The organism is Nocardia transvalensis NBRC 15921 (genome assembly GCF_000308875.1).
GTDB classification, from domain to species: Bacteria; Actinomycetota; Actinomycetes; order Mycobacteriales; family Mycobacteriaceae; genus Nocardia; species Nocardia transvalensis.
In genome coordinates this window covers 32,071-51,104 of record NZ_BAGL01000045.1, presented here as the reverse complement: position 1 = coordinate 51,104, position 19,034 = coordinate 32,071, and the positions used below count along the sequence as shown (strand labels likewise).

The 19,034-nt window shown below is 69.1% G+C and carries 19 protein-coding genes and 1 pseudogene; 11 read left to right on the top strand and 9 right to left on the bottom strand.

Going from position 1 to position 19,034, the window contains the following annotated elements:
* Positions 1-1,263 carry a glycosyltransferase gene (locus tag ON41_RS14020; RefSeq protein WP_040748033.1) on the top strand — a complete coding sequence of 421 codons (1,263 nt, stop codon included), beginning with the start codon at positions 1-3 and terminating at the stop codon, positions 1,261-1,263.
* A 29-nt stretch (positions 1,264-1,292) separates the two neighbouring features.
* Here ON41_RS14020 and ON41_RS14015 read toward each other — a convergent pair whose 3' ends face one another.
* Positions 1,293-1,718, bottom strand: a complete 426-nt coding sequence (locus tag ON41_RS14015; protein WP_040748032.1) for a nuclear transport factor 2 family protein — start codon at positions 1,716-1,718, stop codon at positions 1,293-1,295.
* A 71-nt stretch (positions 1,719-1,789) separates the two neighbouring features.
* On the opposite strand from ON41_RS14015, the gene ON41_RS14010 reads away from it, so the two are divergent.
* Both ON41_RS14010 and ON41_RS14005 read left to right on the top strand, forming a co-directional pair.
* Positions 1,790-2,710 (top strand): LysR family transcriptional regulator, encoded by a 921-nt coding sequence (locus ON41_RS14010; RefSeq protein ID WP_040748031.1) that lies wholly within the window; start codon positions 1,790-1,792, stop codon positions 2,708-2,710.
* 145 nt (positions 2,711-2,855) lie between these two features.
* Positions 2,856-3,575, top strand: a complete 720-nt coding sequence (locus ON41_RS14005) for a DUF4190 domain-containing protein (protein WP_083905342.1) — start codon at positions 2,856-2,858, stop codon at positions 3,573-3,575.
* A gap of 47 nt (positions 3,576-3,622) precedes the next feature.
* On the opposite strand, the gene ON41_RS43430 is transcribed toward ON41_RS14005, so the two are convergent.
* The 5 genes from ON41_RS43430 to ON41_RS13985 all read right to left on the bottom strand — a co-directional run bounded on the left by ON41_RS43430 (position 3,623) and on the right by ON41_RS13985 (position 7,663).
* A complete protein-coding gene (locus ON41_RS43430; RefSeq protein ID WP_276325732.1) occupies positions 3,623-3,754 on the bottom strand; it encodes a hypothetical protein in 132 nt (43 codons plus the stop codon).
* Between the two features lie 151 nt (positions 3,755-3,905).
* Entirely contained in the window at positions 3,906-4,823 is a 918-nt protein-coding gene (locus ON41_RS38995; protein WP_051161439.1) for an ABC transporter substrate-binding protein, read from the bottom strand.
* A 27-nt stretch (positions 4,824-4,850) separates the two neighbouring features.
* Complete coding sequence (locus tag ON41_RS13995; protein WP_246461666.1) at positions 4,851-6,308, bottom strand: MFS transporter; 1,458 nt, start codon at positions 6,306-6,308, stop codon at positions 4,851-4,853.
* A 189-nt stretch (positions 6,309-6,497) separates the two neighbouring features.
* Positions 6,498-7,100: a GntR family transcriptional regulator gene (locus ON41_RS13990; protein WP_157185464.1), complete on the bottom strand. Its 603-nt coding sequence runs from the start codon at positions 7,098-7,100 to the stop codon at positions 6,498-6,500.
* 35 nt (positions 7,101-7,135) lie between these two features.
* Entirely contained in the window at positions 7,136-7,663 is a 528-nt protein-coding gene (locus ON41_RS13985; RefSeq protein ID WP_040748030.1) for a TetR/AcrR family transcriptional regulator, read from the bottom strand.
* Between the two features lie 91 nt (positions 7,664-7,754).
* On the opposite strand from ON41_RS13985, the gene ON41_RS13980 reads away from it, so the two are divergent.
* A complete protein-coding gene (locus tag ON41_RS13980; protein WP_040748082.1) occupies positions 7,755-8,705 on the top strand; it encodes a quinone oxidoreductase family protein in 951 nt (316 codons plus the stop codon).
* 174 nt (positions 8,706-8,879) lie between these two features.
* The gene (locus ON41_RS13975; RefSeq protein ID WP_040748029.1) at positions 8,880-9,413 is read left to right on the top strand and encodes a hypothetical protein; all 534 of its coding nucleotides are present in this window, start codon (positions 8,880-8,882) and stop codon (positions 9,411-9,413) included.
* A gap of 6 nt (positions 9,414-9,419) precedes the next feature.
* Here the strand turns inward: ON41_RS13975 and ON41_RS38990 are convergent, their stop codons facing one another.
* Entirely contained in the window at positions 9,420-10,997 is a 1,578-nt protein-coding gene (locus ON41_RS38990) for a serine/threonine-protein kinase (protein ID WP_246829524.1), read from the bottom strand.
* Between the two features lie 172 nt (positions 10,998-11,169).
* Here ON41_RS38990 and ON41_RS13965 point away from each other — a divergent pair, with 172 nt between their 5' ends.
* Together ON41_RS13965 and ON41_RS13960 are read left to right on the top strand one after the other, a co-directional pair.
* On the top strand, positions 11,170-11,850 hold the full coding sequence (locus ON41_RS13965; protein ID WP_040748028.1) for a biliverdin-producing heme oxygenase: 681 nt from the start codon (positions 11,170-11,172) through the stop codon (positions 11,848-11,850).
* Positions 11,851-12,166: 316 nt separating this feature from the next.
* Positions 12,167-14,161 carry an SDR family oxidoreductase gene (locus tag ON41_RS13960; protein ID WP_040748027.1) on the top strand — a complete coding sequence of 665 codons (1,995 nt, stop codon included), beginning with the start codon at positions 12,167-12,169 and terminating at the stop codon, positions 14,159-14,161.
* 8 nt (positions 14,162-14,169) lie between these two features.
* Here the strand turns inward: ON41_RS13960 and ON41_RS13955 are convergent, their stop codons facing one another.
* Positions 14,170-14,715: a dihydrofolate reductase family protein gene (locus ON41_RS13955; protein ID WP_040748026.1), complete on the bottom strand. Its 546-nt coding sequence runs from the start codon at positions 14,713-14,715 to the stop codon at positions 14,170-14,172.
* A gap of 137 nt (positions 14,716-14,852) precedes the next feature.
* Here ON41_RS13955 and ON41_RS13950 point away from each other — a divergent pair, with 137 nt between their 5' ends.
* From ON41_RS13950 to ON41_RS13940, 4 genes and pseudogenes are all read left to right on the top strand, one after another.
* The gene (locus ON41_RS13950; protein ID WP_040748025.1) at positions 14,853-15,758 is read left to right on the top strand and encodes a LysR family transcriptional regulator; all 906 of its coding nucleotides are present in this window, start codon (positions 14,853-14,855) and stop codon (positions 15,756-15,758) included.
* Positions 15,685-15,978 (top strand): annotated as a pseudogene (locus tag ON41_RS43945) (polysaccharide deacetylase family protein); the annotation flags it as partial. The gene ON41_RS13950 and the pseudogene ON41_RS43945, both read left to right, overlap by 74 nt.
* 28 nt (positions 15,979-16,006) lie before the next feature.
* Positions 16,007-16,465, top strand: a complete 459-nt coding sequence (locus tag ON41_RS13945; protein WP_444543676.1) for a polysaccharide deacetylase family protein — start codon at positions 16,007-16,009, stop codon at positions 16,463-16,465.
* A 58-nt stretch (positions 16,466-16,523) separates the two neighbouring features.
* Entirely contained in the window at positions 16,524-18,209 is a 1,686-nt protein-coding gene (locus tag ON41_RS13940) for a bifunctional metallophosphatase/5'-nucleotidase (protein ID WP_051161430.1), read from the top strand.
* A gap of 3 nt (positions 18,210-18,212) precedes the next feature.
* On the opposite strand, the gene ON41_RS13935 is transcribed toward ON41_RS13940, so the two are convergent.
* Entirely contained in the window at positions 18,213-18,866 is a 654-nt protein-coding gene (locus ON41_RS13935; RefSeq protein ID WP_051161428.1) for a cutinase family protein, read from the bottom strand.
* Between the last annotated feature and the right edge of the window lie 168 nt (positions 18,867-19,034).

The window sequence follows — 19,034 nt, the reverse complement described above, 5'->3', positions numbered from 1 at the left end:
GTGGGTAGTCCGCGCATCGCCCTCGTCCACGAACGCTTCACCGAGTACGGGGGCTCGGAGGCGGTCGTCGCCGAACTTCTCAAGACCTGGCCGGACGCCGACGTCTTCGCACCCATTGTGGACCCCTCGTGCGAGGCGGAGGTGCAAGCCGCGGCCTTCCCGGAGTCGGCATCCACGTCCGAAACCACCACGCCCTCTTCTCAAACCACCACGCCCTCTTCGTTTTTCCGGCACGCTTTTGGCCGGAATCCCCCAGCCCCGGCGGTAGATCCCGGCCAAAAGCGTGCCGGGAAAACGAACAACGCCTTCCACGGCACCTGGCTCACCCGCGCCCACACCCTGACCGGCGGACGCCATGCACCCCTGCTTCCCTTCGTCCCCGGCGCGCTACGCCGCCTGCCACTCTCGAACGACAGGTACGACGCGGTGGTCGTCAGTCACCACGCCTTCGCCACGCAGGCCGCCCTCGCCACGGACGCGCCCGTGATCGCCTACGTGCACAGTCCGGCGCGGTGGGCGTGGGACAGGACCTTTCGGGCGCGCGAAGCGGGCGGCGGCGCAGGGCAATTCGCGCTCGGCGCGCTCGGCAGCCTGGCCCGCCGCGGCGAAGTGCGTGCCGCGCCACGGCTGTCGCGGGTGCTCGCCAATTCGCGGGCGGTGGCCGGGCGGATCCGGGACTGGTGGGGCCTCGAGTCGACGGTCGTGTATCCGCCGGTGCGCATCGATCGCTTCTCCCCCGATCCCGCGGTCCCTCGCGAGGACTTCTTCCTCGTCGCGGGCCGCCTGGTTCCCTACAAGCGCCCCGATCTCGCCATCCGCGCCGCGCAGCGGGCCGGCTGCCGCCTGGTCGTGCTGGGCGGCGGGCGCTTCCGCGGCCAGCTCGAGGCGCTGGCCGGGCCGGAGACCACCTTCCTCGGCGCCGCGCCCGACGACGTCCTGATCGACAGGTACCGCCGCTGCCGCGCGCTGCTCATGCCCGGCGAGGAGGATTTCGGCATCGTGCCGGTCGAGGCGATGGCCTGCGGCACGCCTGTACTCGCGGTCGGCGCGGGCGGAGCGCTCGACACCGTGGTCCCCGGCACCACCGGCGAGCATGTGAACTCCGGCGACGACGAGACGGTGGTGGCGGGATTCGCCGCCGCCATGCGCGACTTCGATTCCGCCGCTTACGATTCCGGCGCGATTCGCGAGCACGCCCGCACCTTCTCCCCCGACGCCTTCCGGACCCGCGTCGCCGAGGTGGTCACCGACGCCCTGAACTGACCACTGCCCAGGACTATTCCTCCGGCGTATCAGCCGCTGAGCGCACCCGGCCGCGGCAAGGGTTCGAGGACCCGCTCGACCAGCGCGGTATCGCAGTGCTCGATCACCTCGGTGATGCGGCCGCCCGCGATCCGGAAGAGAAAACAGTACGTCTGGTGGTACGGCTCGCCGCGGGTCGTGGTCGCGTACCCCCGCACCTGCGCCACCACCCGGTCGCCGTCGGCGAGCACCAGGTCCGCCTCGCTACGGTAGCCGTCGGCGAACTGTGTCGTGAGCGGGCGCAGGAGATTTTGCACCACAACGTTTTTCGGCTCCCACGTGCCCGACCACGACCAGTCGCCGGGGAAGACCCAGCGGCAGTCGTCGGCCATCGCTTCGGTCAGCGCCGCCGCCTCGCCGCGGGCCATCCGCTCGAAGATCGAGCGGACGAGTTCTCTGTTCGATTCCGTATCCATGCCGACGACGCTAGAGCCGGATCTGCGATGCGACCAGCGAAAGTCTCGCATGTGTGGTATCAGGTTCTCGCATGACAGAGTTCTCGGTGACCGGGCTGCGGGTGGTGCGGGAGGCGGCGCGCACGGGATCGTTCTCGCGCGCGGCCGAGCGGCTGGGTTACACGCAGTCCGCGATCTCGCGGCAGGTCACGCTCATGGAACAGGCAGCCGGCGGCCCGCTGTTCGAGCGGCTCGCCCGCGGCGTGCGCCCCACCGCCGCGGGCCGGATCGTGCTCCGGCACGCCGACGCCCTGCTCGACGGCCTCGACACCGTCCGCGACGAACTGCGGGATCTGGGCGACCGGCCCAGCGGGCGCGTGCGCGTCGGCGCCTTCGCCACCGCGACCGCCGCCCTGGTGCCGCGGGCGATGGCCGCGGTGATGCACCGGAACCCGGCGCTCGAGGTGCGGATCCGGGAGGGCACAACACCGGGATTGTCGGCGGCGCTGGCTCGCGGCCGCATCGACGTGGCCGTGTTGTCGGGACCCGTCGACCCGGTCGACGGCGTGGATATCGCTCCCCTGCTTCAGGATTCGCTCTACGTCGCGCTGCCGCAGAACCATCCGCTCGCGGGCCGTAGCAGCGCACCGCCCGCCTTGCTGCGCGGCGCGCGCTGGATCGCGGGCAGCGCGGACACCCGCACCACACTGCTCGGCGCGTGGGCCGGGCCCGGCGCGCCGCCGGTCGTCGCCCACATCGCCCGCGACTGGGTCACCAAGATCGGCCTGGTAGCCGCCGGGCTCGGTGTCACCGTCGTCCCCGGACTGGCCGTAACCTTTTTGCCCCCAACCGTTTCCGTCGTGCGCATCGACGACCCGGACGCCGTGCGCCCGACCGTGCTCGCTTATCGCCGGGGCGGGCCCGAGGGCATCCACCCGGTCGCCGAATCCCTGCGCGACGTCGCGGCCGAACTCGCCGCCGACCTGCGGAACAGAGTCCGGGAGTTCGCCTGAGTTCCCCGGACGAATACAGGACGCCGCACCGATTCACCACTAATGGGAACCGGTCCGACGAACAGACAAATGGGACGGTACGGTGAGCGGTCGCCCTGCTACCGTGGCGGGGCACAGATTCCTGGGAGGGGAATCCGTCTTGCACATGAATCAACCACCGCCGCAGGGTTTTCCGCCGGAGGGCACGCCGCCGCCCGGCGGGTACGCTCCGATGCCCGGCGGCCCCGGCCAGTTCGGCCCGCCGCCGGGGCAGCCGCCCCAGCAGCAAGGGACGAACGGCTTCGCGATCGCGTCGCTGATCCTCGGCATCCTCGGCGGCTTCTGCCTCCTGGGCGCGGTCTTCGGCGTGATCGCACTGGTCCAGATCAAGAAGACGGGCCAGCGCGGGCGCGGGCTCGCCATCGCCGGCATCGCGCTCACCGCCGTATGGGTGGCGGTCGGAATCATCGGCGCCGTGGCCGCCGGCGGTTCCGGACACCGGGACTCCGCGGGCGAGGTCACCCGCGACTCGTCGGAGGCGGTCACCCGCCTGCGCGAGGGCGACTGCGTCGGCGGCATCGAGGACGGCAAGCGCACCACCTCGGTGAGCGTGACCCCCTGCGCCCAGCCGCACGACGGCGAGGTGATCGCCAAGTTCGACCTGGACCGCGGTTCCTTCCCCGGTGAATCGGTCGTCTCCCAGAAGGCCGAGGAGCGCTGCACGACCCTGGTCGAAACGGCCCTGGCCAACAGCTCCCTCATCGACCAACTCCAGATCTCCTTCCTCTACCCCGACAACAAGAAGGACTGGGACCGCGACCGCGGCGTAACCTGCCTCGTCTTCGAATCCTCGGGCGGCAAACTCACCGGCCCGGTCCCCCGCTGACCCCAGGGCCGTACGCGCATCCCCTACGCGCGTACGGCCTTTCACGCTCACTCGTCAACGACGCGCCGCTGTTCGGCGCTGGCCGCGGCGGTGCGGATCGCGGTGACAGCGCGGCCGTCAAGGACCGCGAGGCATTCGCCGGTGATCGCGGAGTGGACGAGGATCGTCGAGCGCTGCACCGGCAGGCCGCGGCAGCGGGACCCCGTGCGGGGCGGGGTTGCGGAACTGCCCGGAAGCCAATGCCGTGTGCGCTGATTCGACTGCTCGGCGCACCGCGTCTCGGTCGAGCCGCGCGACGATATCGGGGTGGGTGAGTACGAGCGGCACGTGTCACCGGACCGGGGCGGCGAGTTCGGCGGTGTCGATAATTCTGGTGTCGATCAGGTCGGCGAACGGGGGCACGGTCCGGATCATGCCTTCCTGCTGGAGGATTCGCATCCACGAGTCGGTCGCCGCGGCATCGATGCGCGCGGTGTCCCAGGTCCGGGAACGTTTGATCCGGTCGCAGGCCCGCATCAGCGTCGGGCGCGGGGCGGCCGGCCAGTGGGCCGCCAGCAGCGGCTCGAGGTCGGCGACCGGGGTGGCCCGCAGCCGTCGCATGGACTCGCTCAGGGCGGTGGTGAAGCGGACCAGGCGATCGAACAGCTCGTCGACGCGGTCGGTCCGGCAGTAGTAGACGCTGTTGGGGCCGAGGCCGCCGACATCGAGATAGTCGAGGGCGACGACGCCGGTTCCCTTGTCCTGCAACACTTGTGCGGTCATGGTGTCGAGGACGATCGCGTCGCCCAGTCCGGCTTCGAACAGCTCGACGAACATCGGCGTGGACAGATCACGCAGGAAGGTGATGCCCGCGGGGTCCACCCCGGCCGCCCGGATCAGGCCCGCGGTGAACGCGTAGGGCGCGCTGCCGCCGATACCGGGGGCGAGGACGGTGCCACCCGACAGGTCCGCCCACTCGAAGGTGCCCGAATGTTCCCGAGTGACCAGTGCTTTCGGGAACTGGTGGTTCACCTGAGCGAACACGGTGAGTTCCCGGGGGGTGCGCCAGTACATGCCGGGCACCCACAGGCCGCCCAGGGCGATATCCGCCGCGCCGCTGTCGAGGTCGTCGAGCACTCCGGTCCACGGATCCTTCGCTGTCGCTACGACTTTCACATCGTGGTCGGCGAACAGTCCGAGGTGGTCGGCGTAGTACTGCGGCAGATAGTTCAGCGCGTGCGAGGTGGCGGAGATCGTCAGTTCGGCCATCGGCGGAACCCCTTTCGAGTGATCGGTTTACGGCTTGGGGACAGGATGTTCGGTGGCCGCCTCCAGCGACTTGCCAAAAGTCTCGGGACCGAACCGGGCGGCCACGACGAGCAGGGCGTACATGCCGGCGATCATGACGAACACACCGGCGACACCGGCGCGGTCGAAGAAGTACAGGGCCGCGAACGGCATCACCGCGCCGGCGACATTGCCGATCCCGTTGACGACCGACGCGCCCATGGCGCGCACGGAGGTGGGGAACAGCTCCGGAGACCACACCGACAGCATCGTGTTCAGCATCATGGTGAAGAACTGAAAGATCATGCCCAGCACCAGGATCAGCGCCGTCGACTGGGCGAACACCGCGAAGGCGAGCGCGGACAGGCATCCGAGGACCGCGGCCGACATGACCGTGACCCGCCGCGGCGCCCGCCCGGCCAGATACGAGGCGGCGCACGCGCCGAACAGGCTGCCGATATTCATGATCATCGTGAAGGCCAGCGAATCCGACAGCGAATAGCCCCGCGACACCAGCAGGATCGGCATGAGGAACAGCAGTGTCACCTGCGCGCCGAACGACATCCACGAGGCGGCGCCGATCGCGGCGGTGCGCCGCAGGTTCACCCCCTGGAACACCGCGAGATACGAGGTCCGGCCGGTGGGTGTGATATCGGCGGCGGTGACGAAACTCGTTGTGGGGCCGGGCTTGCGCAGTCCCGACACACTGCCGCTCGCGAGCCGGGTCAGGCTGGCGTTGGCGTCGTCGACGCGGCCCTTGGACAGTAGGAACCGCGGGGACTCCGGCAGGTACCGGCGGAAGAAGACGACGAGGACGGCGGGCGCCGCGAGGATCACATAGGTCCAGCGCCACGAGCTGTCGTCCCCGCCGAGCATTTCGTTCAAGGGGCCGAGCACGAGCAGGAAGAAGCCGAAGGAGGCGATATTGCCGATGCCGCCGGAGGAGATGTTCAAGGTCGCGAGCAGCGATCCCCGGTGCCGGGTCGCGACCACCTCGGCGAGGATCGCCAGGCCGACGGTGAATTCGCCGCCCAGCCCGATGCCGACGATCGCACGGCTGACCAGCAACATCTCGTAGTTCACCGCGGCGGCGCTGACGAGGCCGCCCAGCGTGTAAACGAGCAGGTTCAGGCTCAGCGCGGTGCGACGCCCCCACCGGTCGGCGATGTACCCGCCGATCAGCCGCCCGGCCAGCCCGCCGACCACGGTGACCGTGTTGATCAGGGTGAGCTGGGCGTTCCCGATACCGAAGGACTCCTTCAACAACGGGCCCATCGCACCGGTCGAATTCTGTTCCAGCGAGTCGAAGAACAGCCCCGCCATCAGCAGAGCGATGACGACCGCCTGCACACGGCCGAAACCGATGCGGTCGAGCGCACCGGACAAGCCGGGCGACGGATCGGGCGACGCGACGGGAGGAGAGGAGACGACGGCGGAGGCTGATCCGCCGGGCAGGGTGAGGGACATGTCGGAACTCCGGGTGGAGGGAGCGTGACACCGACACCGGTCGTATCGGCGAGCCGACCTCGGAGCGAGAACCGCGATCGAACTGCCTGTAGTTGTATACAGTCTGGGTTGCCAGAGTGTTTCCTCACCAATATTTCACGTTAAGTAAGCGATATATCACCTCAGACTGTATACCGTTTCTCGAAACCGTTAGCTGCCGAACTCTTCGGTGAAGAACCGTTCGTCGCGTTGCAGGTGCTCGTCCATCAGGTAGCTCGCCTGGACGGCGGCGCCGTTGAGGATGGCGATCGCCACCGCGCGGTGGTCGGTGGCCGAGACCGCGGGGTCGTGACCCAGCCCCCAGCGCACTCGCTGGTTGAGACCGGCCAGCATCTCGCGCAAGTGATCGTTCCCCGAGGCGACGGCGACCAGTTCGTGGAACGCAGGCCCGCCGCCGGACAGCCCCTCCGCGACCTCGGCCAGTTCCTTCGCGACCGTGCCGCCGCGATTCTCCGCGGCGAGCCGCGCGGCGAAGATCTCCAGCCCCCGGCGAACCTGGAGCAGTTCCCGCCCGTCGTGCAGCAGTGACTCCGACACCGTGGCGCCCCGATGCCGGACGATGGTGACGAACCCCTCCGACTGCAGCCGCGCGAGCGCTTCGCGCACCGGAATCCTCGACACCCCGTACCGCTTGGCGATCGTCCCCTCGACCAATCGCTCCCCCGCCGACAACCGCCCGGCCAGGATCTCCGCACGCAACGCGCGGGCGATCGCATCCCCCGACGAATCGTCACCCGCAATAGGTTCTGCCACATCCGCAGCATAAGCCGGGCCGGCGAGGCACACGGTCAGCCGAGACCGAGCAGGCGTTCCGTCAGAGCGAGGACGCCGTCCCGATGGCGCTGCGGGGTGATCATGTCGGTGATCTCCGGGCGCATGCCGGCGAAGATCGCCAGGGCGAGGAATTCGGCGTCGGCGCCGGGGTCGATCTGCGAGATCAATTGTGCGAGTAGGGCGCGCCACGGAGCCCACGTTTCCGTCTGACAGCCGTCGGGCAGGGCGCGCATCAACGGCTGCAACTCGATGGCGGTCAGGTCGAAAACCGTTGCGACGAAGGCCAGTATCCGTTCTTCCGCGGGCTTGGTCGTATCCCCGGCGAGGTCGCGCACTTCCGCCCAGGCCCGGCTGGTCCGGTCGTCGAATACCGCGCGGAACAGGCCCTCGCGGTCGGTGAATCTGCGGAACAAGGTGCCCTTGCCGACTCCGGCGGCGGCGGCGATGTCGTCCATGGAGACGTTGCCGAATTTGTCGTCGCAGATCAGACGGCCCGCGACGGCGAGGATCGCGCCGCGGTTGCGTTCGGCGTCGGCGCGCATCGGGAACCTCCTGTTGACAGAAACGGACTATTAGTCCGTATCATAGCGGGAAGTAAACGGACCGATGGTCCGCATAGGAGAGGTGGATGTCATGCGCGCGGTTCGCTATCACGAATACGGGCCACCGGAGGTGCTGCGGGTCGAGGAGGTCGACGATCCGAAACCCGGTGCGGGCGAGGTGCTCGTCCGGGCCACGGCCACCGGAGTCAACTACTTCGAGGTGCAGGTGCGGGCCGGGGTGATTCCCGATCCGCTCGGGCAGCCGTTGCCGCATACGCCGGGTATCGAAGTGGCGGGAACGGTCGTCGCGGTCGGGTCCGGCGTGGACGCGGATCGAATCGGTGAGCGGGTCGTCGGCACCGTCGGCTCCGGCAGTTACGCCGAACTGGTTGTCGTGCCGGCCACCGCGGCTGTCCGGCTCGATGATCGTCTCGGCGAGCATCAGGCACTCGCACTGCTCGGGCAGGGCGCGACGGCCGTGGGTGTCATCGAGACCGCCGCACTCGAACCCGGCGAGACGGTACTGGTGGAGGCGGCGGGCGGGGGTATCGGAACCCTGCTGATTCAGCTGGCCAAACGAGCGGGCGCGCGCGTCGTGGCCGGTGCGAGCGGGGAGGCGAAGCGGAAGCTGGCCATCGACCTCGGCGCCGACGCGACCGTCGACTACACCCGACCCGGCTGGGCCCGAGAGGTCGGTCCGGTGTCGGTCGTCCTCGAAACCGTCGGCGGGCAGACCGCCCGCGACGCCTACGGCCTGCTCACCGGGCCGCGCGCGCGGATGGTGGTCTTCGGCACGGCCAGTGGTGCTCCGGTCGAGATCACCTCGCAGCAGCTGCTTCCCGTCGGCGCGTCACTGATCCCGTTCAGCCTCGGCTACCGCCCGCAGCGGTGGCCCGAACTGACCCGCCGGGCCGAGGAGCTGACCGTGCGCGGCGACCTCACCCCCGTCATCGGCACGGTCCTGCCGCTGACCGAGGCGGCGGCCGCGCACCGGGCGTTCGAGGACCGCACGGCGCTCGGCAAGACCATCCTCACCGCCTGACGGCGAACCGGTCGCAGATCCGTGTGCCAGGCATACCAATCGCGTCCGCTCACGCGCACAGCTTGATTCGGACCGGCCGCGCGGCGGATTCACCCCCGGCGGGTGGTACCCGGCGAGCACACGACGTGTCACTGTGATGGCGAGCCCGTTCTCCACTCCCAGGACACGAGATCGATGGAATCCGACCCCGCCGCGCTGTTGCACGGTCCGCTGTTCTCGCGGCGGGCGCCGCTGGATCGGGACAATGCCGCCAGCCGGATCGGCGCGTACATCTACGGGAACATTCTCGTGCTCACGGCGCTCGTGCCCGTCGTCACCAGCGAGAAGCACCTCGGAGTCCTCATCGTCCTCGGCACCGCCCTGTCGACGTTCATCGCGCACAGCTTCGCCGAAACCGTTGCCCGCACCGTGCGCGAGCAGCCGACCACCGTCGCCGACCGGATTCGCGAAATGCGCAACTCCGTGCCGATTCTCAGCTCCGCGGTCCTGCCCTGCGCCCTGCTCGCCGCCGGATGGCTGGGCTGGTTCCAGCCGCGGACGGCGCAGATCCTCGCCGAGGTCGCCGTGCTGATCCGCATCGGCGCCATCGTCTTCGTCATCGGCCGGTTGCGCGGGCGGCGGCCGACGCGCGCCTCCGCGATCGCCGCCCTGCTGCTGACCCTCGCCGCCGCCACAGTGGTCGTCGTCAAGATCGCGCTCACCCACTGACCCGGCCTACAGCGGCACGTCACCCCACACGTCGACGAGCTGATCCCGGGAGTCCGCGTCCATCTCGATGAGGAGCACATAGCGCGCGAACTTCGGTTCGGAACTGAACCCGCCCCAGAAGAACTTGGTCCCGGGCCGACCGAAGTCGCTGTCGGGGCTGACCCGGTACGGCAGGAACGACATGAATCCGCGCCGGGTGATCTGCCCCTCGATCCAGTTCACGCCGGGCGGACTCGAACCGAGGTAGTCCACGGCCGCTACCGCATCGCCCAGGTCGTAGATCGACAGCGTGAAATCCGCCGCGGTGCACGTGATTCCGCTCTTCTCGGGCGTCTGGCCGGTCGTCGTGCCCGTACAGTCCGCGCCGCGCCAATCCTTGCGGTTGACCGGATCGGAGAACACCTTCGGGAAGGCCTGGACGACCACCTGCTCGCTGTCGCTCCAACCGCCCGGATGCGAGCTGACGGTGGTTTCCGGAACGGACTCGGCACCAATGCCCGGGCTGTCGGCGATCGACTTCGTGGTCGACTCTCGCAGCGCGTACGTCACTCCCGCACCGACCACCAGAACGGCCACGATCGCCGCCGCCAAGGCACCGCGCCTGCCGCGTCGCACCGGTTGTCCGGGCTCGATCCGCGGTGGCGACGAATACCCCGGCAACGACGCGGAAGGCGGCGGCAGATACCTCTGCCCCGCCGAGACATGCTGGCGCACAGCAGTTTCCGGTGGAAGCGGCACGACGGCAGATCGCCCGGACAGCGCCTCCCACACCGCCGCCGCGAATTCGCCGCAGCTACCGAAACGCTGCTCCCTCTCCTTCGCCATCCCTCGCGCGAGCACCGCGTCGAGACCGGCGGGCAGATCCGGGCGCAGCGGACCCAGCGGCGGCACCGGGGCCGAGAGATGCTGCGCCACCACCTGCCCCGGATTGTCCGCGGTGAACGGCGGACGGCCGGTCAGCAGCGAGAACAGGGTGCAGGCCAGCGAGTACTGATCCGCCCGATGGTCCAGCGGCTCACCGGAGAGCTGCTCGGGCGCCGCGAAAGCCAGTGTCGCGGTGAATGTTCCGATCACGGTGATCTTCGTGGCCGCATCCATCCGGGCGATACCGAAATCGGTGAGTACGGCACGTTCCGCGCGACCGGCGTCGGCGGCGGAGAGCAGGATGTTGGCCGGCTTGATATCGCGATGCAGAACACCGTGGGCGTGCGCGTAGTCCAGCGCCGACGCGGTGTCGGTGATGATCCGCGCCGCCCGCTCCCCGGTCAGCTGCCGGGGATCGAGCCGCCCGGTGTCGCCGCCCTCGATGTACTGCATGGCGACCCACAGACAACCGTCGTGCGTGCCCCGGTCGTAGATCCCCACGATATTCGGATGTTCCAGCCGCGCAACGACACCCGCTTCCCGCTCGAATCGCTTGCGCAACTCCGCGTCCCCGGATACCGCGCGGTTCAGCACCTTCAGCGCGACCGACCGCGGCAGCCGCGGATGCCGCGCCAGGTAGACCGTTCCCATGCCGCCGTGCCCGAGGACACCGTCGATGACGTAGTCCGCGAACGTCGTGCCGATTTCGGGATGAACCACGATCTCCCTCGTACTGGAGCAGAAGCGAAACCCCGACAGCATAGCGAGACCGGCGGACGACACGGTTTCGTCCGAAAGTTTGATTCACCCGCGCCTCCCCACCGGTATCGTGAGAGTGAAGTTAGGTAACCCATAGTTGCGGTCCCCCGGTCGGGGACGGGAAAGCGGGATCATGGCGGATACGACCACGACGGCGGAGAGTGCGCCGTTCTCCACCCAGATCCGGACCGCTACCGAGCGGCAGCACGCGGATGCGGAGAATTCGACGTTCATGAGCGACATGCTCGGCGGGTCGCTCGGGGTGGAGGCGTTCTTCCGGTACACCGGGCAGCTGTGGCACGTGTACCGGGCGCTCGAGACGCACTGGGACACCCTCGCCGACGATCCGGTCGCGGGGCCGTTCGTGCGGCCGGAGCTGGCGCGACTGGCGAATCTCGAGGCCGATCTCGCCCATCTCGGCGGCGCGGGCTGGCGCGACGGCATCGAGCCGCTGCCGTCGACGACCGCCTACGCCGGCCGCATCGAGGAGTGCGCGCGGACCTGGCCCGCCGGCTACGTCGCCCACCACTACACCCGCTACCTCGGCGATCTGTCCGGCGGGCAGGTCATCCGCGGTACGGCGGAAAAGCTGTGGCAGTTGCCCAAGCGCGGCGACGGCGTCCGCTTCTACGTCTTCGACCAGATCCCCAACCCGGCGGCCTTCAAGCGGGAGTACCGCACCCTGCTGGACCGGCTGGCCGTCGACGATCTCGAGAAGCAGCGCGTCCTCGGTGAGTGCCAGCGCGCGTTCGCCTTCAATACCGCCCTGTTCCGCGATCTGGCCGCCGAATTCCCGGTGCGGCGGCGGGGCTGATTCCGGCGGATCGGGTATTTGCCAGAGGGTTACCAACTGCATCCGACGGTTACACGAAAACCGTTGACACACATACTTGACGGCGCCTCGCGTGATACGACACACAACACGCGGGGCGCTGTTTTGGTTTGCGGGACATATCCCCCACCGCTAAAGTTACTCATCAGTTAGGCACGAAGGTGTTCCTACCCAGGCCCGACTTCTGTTAGCGGGCCGTCTCCTACGTCCACATCCACCGACGCATGTCGGACGAACAGCGTTGCGCTCGGCACCAAAACCGTTGCGCGGCAACAGGATCGGACAGACAGGAGGGGCGATGGTCTCCTATATCGTGACAGGCGGCACCGGATTTCTGGGACGGCGCGTGGTGGCCGGACTCCTCGAGCACGATCGCGACGCGGTGATCCACGTGCTCGTGCGGGAGGCCTCGGCCGCGAAGCTCGCCGAACTCGCCGCCGGCTGGGGCGCGCACGACCGGGTCTTCCCGCTGCTCGGCGACCTGACCGCCGACGGCCTGGGACTGCAGGAGGACCCGCCGCACGCCGAGCACGTCGTCCATCTGGGCGCGGTGTACGACATGACCGCCGACGAGGAAACGGCGTACGCCGCCAACGTCTCCGGCACTCGCTCGGTGATCGCGCTGGCCACCGAGCTGGGCGCGACGCTGCACCACGTGTCGTCGGTGGCCGTCGCGGGCGACCACCGGGGCACGTTCTTCGAAGACGACTTCGACCTCGGCCAGAACCTGAACTCCCCCTATCACCGCACCAAATTCGCGGCCGAGAAGCTCGTGCGCGAGACCGCCGGACCGCGCTGGCGGGTGTACCGCCCCGCGATCATCGTCGGCGATTCCCGCACCGGCGAGATGGACAAGGTCGACGGACCGTACTACTTCTTCCCCGCGATCGCCCGCCTCGCCGGGCTGCCGTCGGAGTTGCCCCTGCCGCTGCCGGATCTCGGCGCGACCAATATCGTCCCGGTCGACTACGTGGCGGCGGCGATGGTCCGGCTGATCACCCGGCCGGGGCTCAACAAGCGCACCTTCCACCTGGTCAACCCCGATCCGCAGCCGTTCGGCGACATCTTCGCCGCGCTGGCCCGCGCCGCCGGGGCGCCCGCGGGCCTCGGCACCGTTCCGGGCAGCCACGCCGCGCTGCGGGCACTGGCCCAGGTCCCGGGCGCTACCGCGCTGCGCGATCTGCTGTTGCGGCAGCTGGGCATTCCGGCCGAGGTCGCCCCGCACGTCTCGTTCGACTCCGAATTCGTCTCCGATTCGACCCGGTCGCGGCTGCGCGGCCTGCCGGTTCCGTCGTTCGACTCCTATGCCGAGAAGCTGTGGGAGTACTGGCGCACCCACCTGGACCCGGACCGCGCCCGCCACGCGGACGGCGGCGACGGGCTGCGCGGCCGGATCGTGCTGATCACCGGGGCGTCCTCGGGGATCGGCCTCGCCACCGCGCACGCGGTCGCCCGGCGCGGCGCCACCGTCCTGATGGTGGCCCGCACCCTCGACGACCTCGAGGCCGCGGCCGCCGCCGTGCGCGCGGAAGGCGGTGCGGCACAGGCGTACTCGTGCGACATCACCGACGAGAAGGCCGTCGAGCTGCTGGTCAAGCAGGTGCTCGCCGACCACGGCCATGTGGACTACGCGGTCAACAACGCCGGCCGCTCGATCCGCCGGTCGGTGCTCGACTCCACCGACCGGATGCACGATTTCGAGCGGACCATGGCGGTCAACTACTTCGGCGCGGTGCGGCTGATCCTGGCCCTGCTGCCATCGATGCGCGAGCGCCGCTTCGGGCACTTCGTGAACATCTCCTCGATCGCCGTGCAGACGAAGCTGCCGCGCTTCGCCGCCTACGTGGCGAGCAAATCGGCCCTGGACACCTTCAGCGAGATCGCGGGAGTCGAGAACGCCGACGCCGGAATCACGTTCACCTCGGTCCGCATGCCGCTGGTGCGCACCCCCATGATCGCCCCCACCGAGCTGTACCGCTCGATGCCGGTGCACACCCCCGACCAGGCGGCGGATATCGTCGTCCGCGCCCTCGAGGAGCGCCCCGACCGCATCGACACCCCGATCGGCACCTTCGCCCAGCTCGTCGACACGGTCATGCCGTCGGTGAAGAAGGCGATCCTGCACCAGGGCTTCCGCAGGCTCGGCGATTCGGCCCCCGCACGCCGGGACACCGAGCCCGCGACCGATTCCGGCAGCCCGCTCCTCGCCCTGGCGCCGGTGGTCCGCCCGTTGATGAGCCTCCCCACCCCCGCGGCACGCATCCTGAATCGAATCCCCGGTCTGCACTGGTGAACTCGGCGCTACTGCGCGCCGACGTCCGCGGCGAGGGTGTAGGTGTGCTCCACCGAGCCGTCCTCCAGCGTCCGCGTCGATTCCAGGCGCAGATACTGCGACGTACTGCCGCTCGGCGTCAGCCGCATGCCGTCGCCCAGAAGGATCGGCAGGACGACGACCCCGAAACTGTCCAGCGCCCGGATCCGGCGGAACGCGTCGATGGTCCGCTGGCCACCGACGAGGTGCACGTCGCCGGTGAAGTCCGCCTCGCGCATCAGCTCGAGCAACTTCTCCGGCGACGGCGCGGATACCACGTGCTCGGGGGTCCCCTCCGGTAGCGGCCGTGTGGTCAGCACGAATACCCGCAGACCGGGCCACGGCCAGTGCGACGACCCCACGGCGGGGACGAAGGTGTTGCGGCCCATCACCACCGCGCCGCAGTCCGCGATGAATTCCGGCAAACCGTGCGATTCGCCCGATTCGAACGTGGGCATCGACAGGACGGCGGGCAGACCGTCGGGCGAGGTGATGAAGCCGTCGAGGCTGACACCGATATGCGTCTTGATCTTCATGGGGAGCACTCCTCGGAAAGGATCGAATGAAACCTCATACAGCTTCGATCTCGCGTCGTGCCTGATCAACGGCTTATCGTGCACACCAGCCATTAGTGGGACTTATCAATCCCGGCGCGGCTGTCTAGGATTCGCCCATGGAGTTGCGCGAGGCCGAGATCTTCCTGGTGCTGGCCGAGGAACAGCATTTCGGGCGCACCGCGCAGCGCCTGTACCTGACCCAGCCGCGGGTCAGCCAGACCATCCGCGCGCTGGAGGAGCGCATCGGGGGCAAACTCTTCGACCGCACCAGTCGCAGCGTCCGCCTCACGGCCCTCGGCGAGCGATTGCGCGACGAATTGCGCCCGGCCCACGACCAATTCCGGCGCGCCATCGCCACCGTCACGGAAATGGCGCGCGGCGTCAGCGGAGACCTGCGCGTGTGTGTCGCGAGCTACGCCATGGCCGGTCCGCGTTTCACCGCGATCGTGCGCGAGTTCCAGGCGCGATATCCGGACTGCCGCCTGACCGTGACCGAGGAATTCCCAGGCGAATTCGCCCGGCTCCGCACGGGCGTGTACCACCTCATGTGCCATCGCCTGCCGATCGCGGAACCCGACGTCACCGTCGGCCCGATCCTGAGCCGGGAGCCGAGCATTCTCCTGGTGCCGGCCGGGAGCGCGCTCGCCCGCCGCGGGCACGCGACGCTCGAGGATCTCGGCGACCACGCGGTCATTCCGCGAGGAGATATCCCGAAGGCGTTGTACGACAGATACTTTCCGGCCGTCACACCCGGAGGCCGGCCGATCCCGCGCGGGGCGCCGATCGCGACCACCAGCGACATCCTGCACCGGATCGCTCGCGGCGAGGTCGTCCACCCCACCTCGGCATCCTTCGTCGACTACTACCACCATCCCGAGGTCACCCACATTCCCCTCGCCGGAAATCCGCCCGTGGAGGGTGCACTCGTCTGGATCACCGCGATGGAGAATGCCGCCATCCGCGCCTTCGCCGGCGTCGCGGCGGACATCTGCTCGCCGACCGCTCCGGTGTCACGGTGCTAACTTGCCTCCGGTGAGACGCAAGTTCCTGATCGGCGGCGCGATCGTCCTCGTCGTTCTCGTCGTGGTGTGCACGGGGCTGTACTTCCTGATGAATTCGCGCACGTACCAGGTGGCGGGGCGGCTGGTTCACCGGCAGGACACGGCCGACAAGGTCGTCGCGCTCACCCTCGACGACGGGCCGACCGAACATACGCCGGAGATCCTGAGAACTCTGGCGGCGGCGGGGATTCCGGCGACGTTTCTATCTCATCGGCGATCAGCTCGCCGCCCGCCCGCAGGACGGCGCCGCCATCGCCGCCGCCGGGCACGAGATCGGCAATCACAGCTACACGCATCGGCGGTTCGTCCTCGTGACCCCCACCGTGCGCGACGAGGTCGAGCGCACCGATGCCGAGATCCGCGCGACGGGATATCGAGGGCCGATCACCTTCCGCCCGCCCTACGGCAAGAAGCTCTTCGCACTCCCGAAATACCTGTCCGACCACGACCGCACGACCGTGATGTGGGACGTCGAACCCGATTCGAGCGGCGACGCGGACACCGAGCGCATCGTGCGCGACACCCTCGACGCCGTACGTCCCGGATCGATCGTCCTGCTGCACGCCATGCACCGGCCCGCATCCCGCGCGGCGATCCCCGGTATCGCGAACGGGTTGCGCGAGCGGGGATATCGCTTCGTCACGGTGTCCCGGCTGATCGGCCCGTGATCCCCGGCGTTCACCTGCTCGTCGTGCGCTGGACGGCGAATTCTGCGAAAGTCGTTCCATGCAGGCGCGTCATCGCTTCCGTGGGGTTCTGGCGACCGTTCTCCTGACTCTCGCACTCGCCGGGTGCGGCAGCTCGAGCGATGAGGCGCGACCACCCGCTCCCGGCGCGGTGCCCCTGGTCTCGACCGACGAGCTGCCGAAGCCGCAACCGGGCGAGGTACACCTGTTCGGCCTCAACGATCTGCACGGCAATCTCCAGCCGCCCACCGGCAGCAACGGGCATATCGCCGGCTACGCGGCCGGCGGCGCACCGTATCTCGCGACGCATCTCGCCCGGCTCAGGTCGGCCTATCCCGACAGCGCCGTCCTGTCCGCCGGGGACAATGTGAGTGCCAGCCCGCTGATCTCCGCGCTGTTCCACGACGAGCCCACCATCGGATTCCTCAATTCGGTCGGCGTCGCGGCCTCGGCGGTCGGCAATCACGAATTCGACCACGGCGTCCCGGAACTGACGCGGCTGCAACAGGGTGGCTGCGGCTGGGACGGCTGCGTTCCCGGCGAACCGTTCACCGGCGCGAAGTTCCCGTACCTCGCCGCCAACGTGACCGATGCCAACGGACAGCTCCCGCCGGGACTGCGGCCGTGGACGATGCTCCAGCTCGGTGGCCACAAGATCGGCGTCGTCGGCACCGTCACCCCCGAGACCGTGACGATCGTGATGCCGGAGGGCATTCGCGGCTACACCTTCGGCGACGAGGTCGACGCGGTGAACAAGTACGTACCGCAGATGCGTGCCGCGGGCGCCGAGACCGTGGTGGCGCTGATGCACGACGGCGGCTCGCAGCGCACCCACGGCGCGCCCACCGACTACAACGGCTGCGCCGACATCACGCCCAACGTCACCAAGCTGGCCGAACGCACCGACCCCGCCGTCCGGGTCATGCTGACCGCCCACAGCCACCAGGCCTACAACTGCACGATCGCGGGCAAGGTCGTCACCCAGGCCGCGTCCTACGGCCGCCTCGTCACCGATATCTCCCTGCGATTCCACGACGGCATCGTCGACGCGGGCGCGGTCAACCGAGTCGTCACCCGCGACGTCCCGCCCGATCCCGCGACGACCGGATCCGTCGACTTCTACGCCGACCAGGCGAAGCCGCGGGCCGACCGGGTCATCGGCACCGCCACCGCGCCGCTGCCCAACGAGCCCACCCACGGCGGCGACTCCCCGCTCGGCGACGTCATCGCCGACGCCATGCTCGCCGCCATGCGCCCCGATCAGGCCGTGGCCGCCTTCATGAACGCCGGTGGCGTACGGGCGGATCTGAACGGCGGCGACATCACCTACGAGCAGGCATATACGGTGCAGCCGTTCGGCAACCAGATCGTCACGGTGGTGCTGACCGGGCAGCAGATCCTCCGGCTCCTCGAACAGCAGTGGGCCACCCCGGACAAGTCCGGGGTGCTCTCGGTGGCCGGGATCAGTTACGCCTACTCCGATTCCGCGCCCGCGGGCAGCAAGGTCGATCCCGGCAGCGTGCGCATCGGCGGGCAGCCGCTGAATCCCGTTGCCACCTACCCGATCTCGACCAACAACTTCCTGGCCGCCGGCGGCGACGGGTTCAGCGTCTTCACCGAGGGCAGCAAGGCCGCGGTCGGCCCGACGGATCTCGACGCCCTCGAGTCGTATCTCACCACCCGAGGTGCGGTCGAGCCCCCACCGGGCCGGGTCGAACGCCGCTGACGGTCACAGCCGGTCGGCGGCGAAATCCGCTGCCGCGCCGACGAGTCCGCCGTAGGTGTTGTGCGCGCCCGGATCCAGTCCGCCGCCACACACCGGATCGCCCGCGGCGCAGAAGTCCGCGGTCCGCCACAGATACGGCTCGGGCACGCTCCAGCCGATCAGCCGCATCGGATCGCCGAACAGCAGTACCGATGTCACGCGCCCGCCCAGGTCACCGTCCACCCGGACGGCGCCCGGGATGAAGTTCGTGATCCCGGTGCCCAGGGCCGTGTGCACGACCGCCGCGCCCTGCGAATACCCCGCCAGGATGAAGCGCTGATCCGGACATGTCGCGGCCTGATACGCCAGGTGCGCAACGAGATCCGCGCTGCCCTTGCCCACCGAGAACGGGTCGGTCAGATCCGCCGGGTAGTCCACCCGGTAGGCGCTCACGCTCACCGGCAACCGGTCCTGGAGAGCGCCGTAGAGCGGATCGCCCACGCCGCTTCCCAGATATCCGGGTTCGCCGGTGCCCCGGGCCACCACCAGATCCACATCGGCGCACCATTGCGCCTTCGCATGCGGAGCCGGGTACACGAGCCCCAGCAGCAGTAGCACCGCGGCGAATATCCAAGCGATACGCCACTTTTCGGACAGCAACACCTTCCGGTCGCCCATGGTTCCCACCTACTCACGCCGTTGTGAGCGGCCACGTGACTGTTGTCACAGACTATTGTCATCGGCCGTATGTGAGCCAAGGTAGGTGGGTGCGCCGATGCCCGGCAACGCCACTGCGGGAGAGATACCCAATCGCCGCGCGAACGCACGAACTCGTGAGATTTGTTA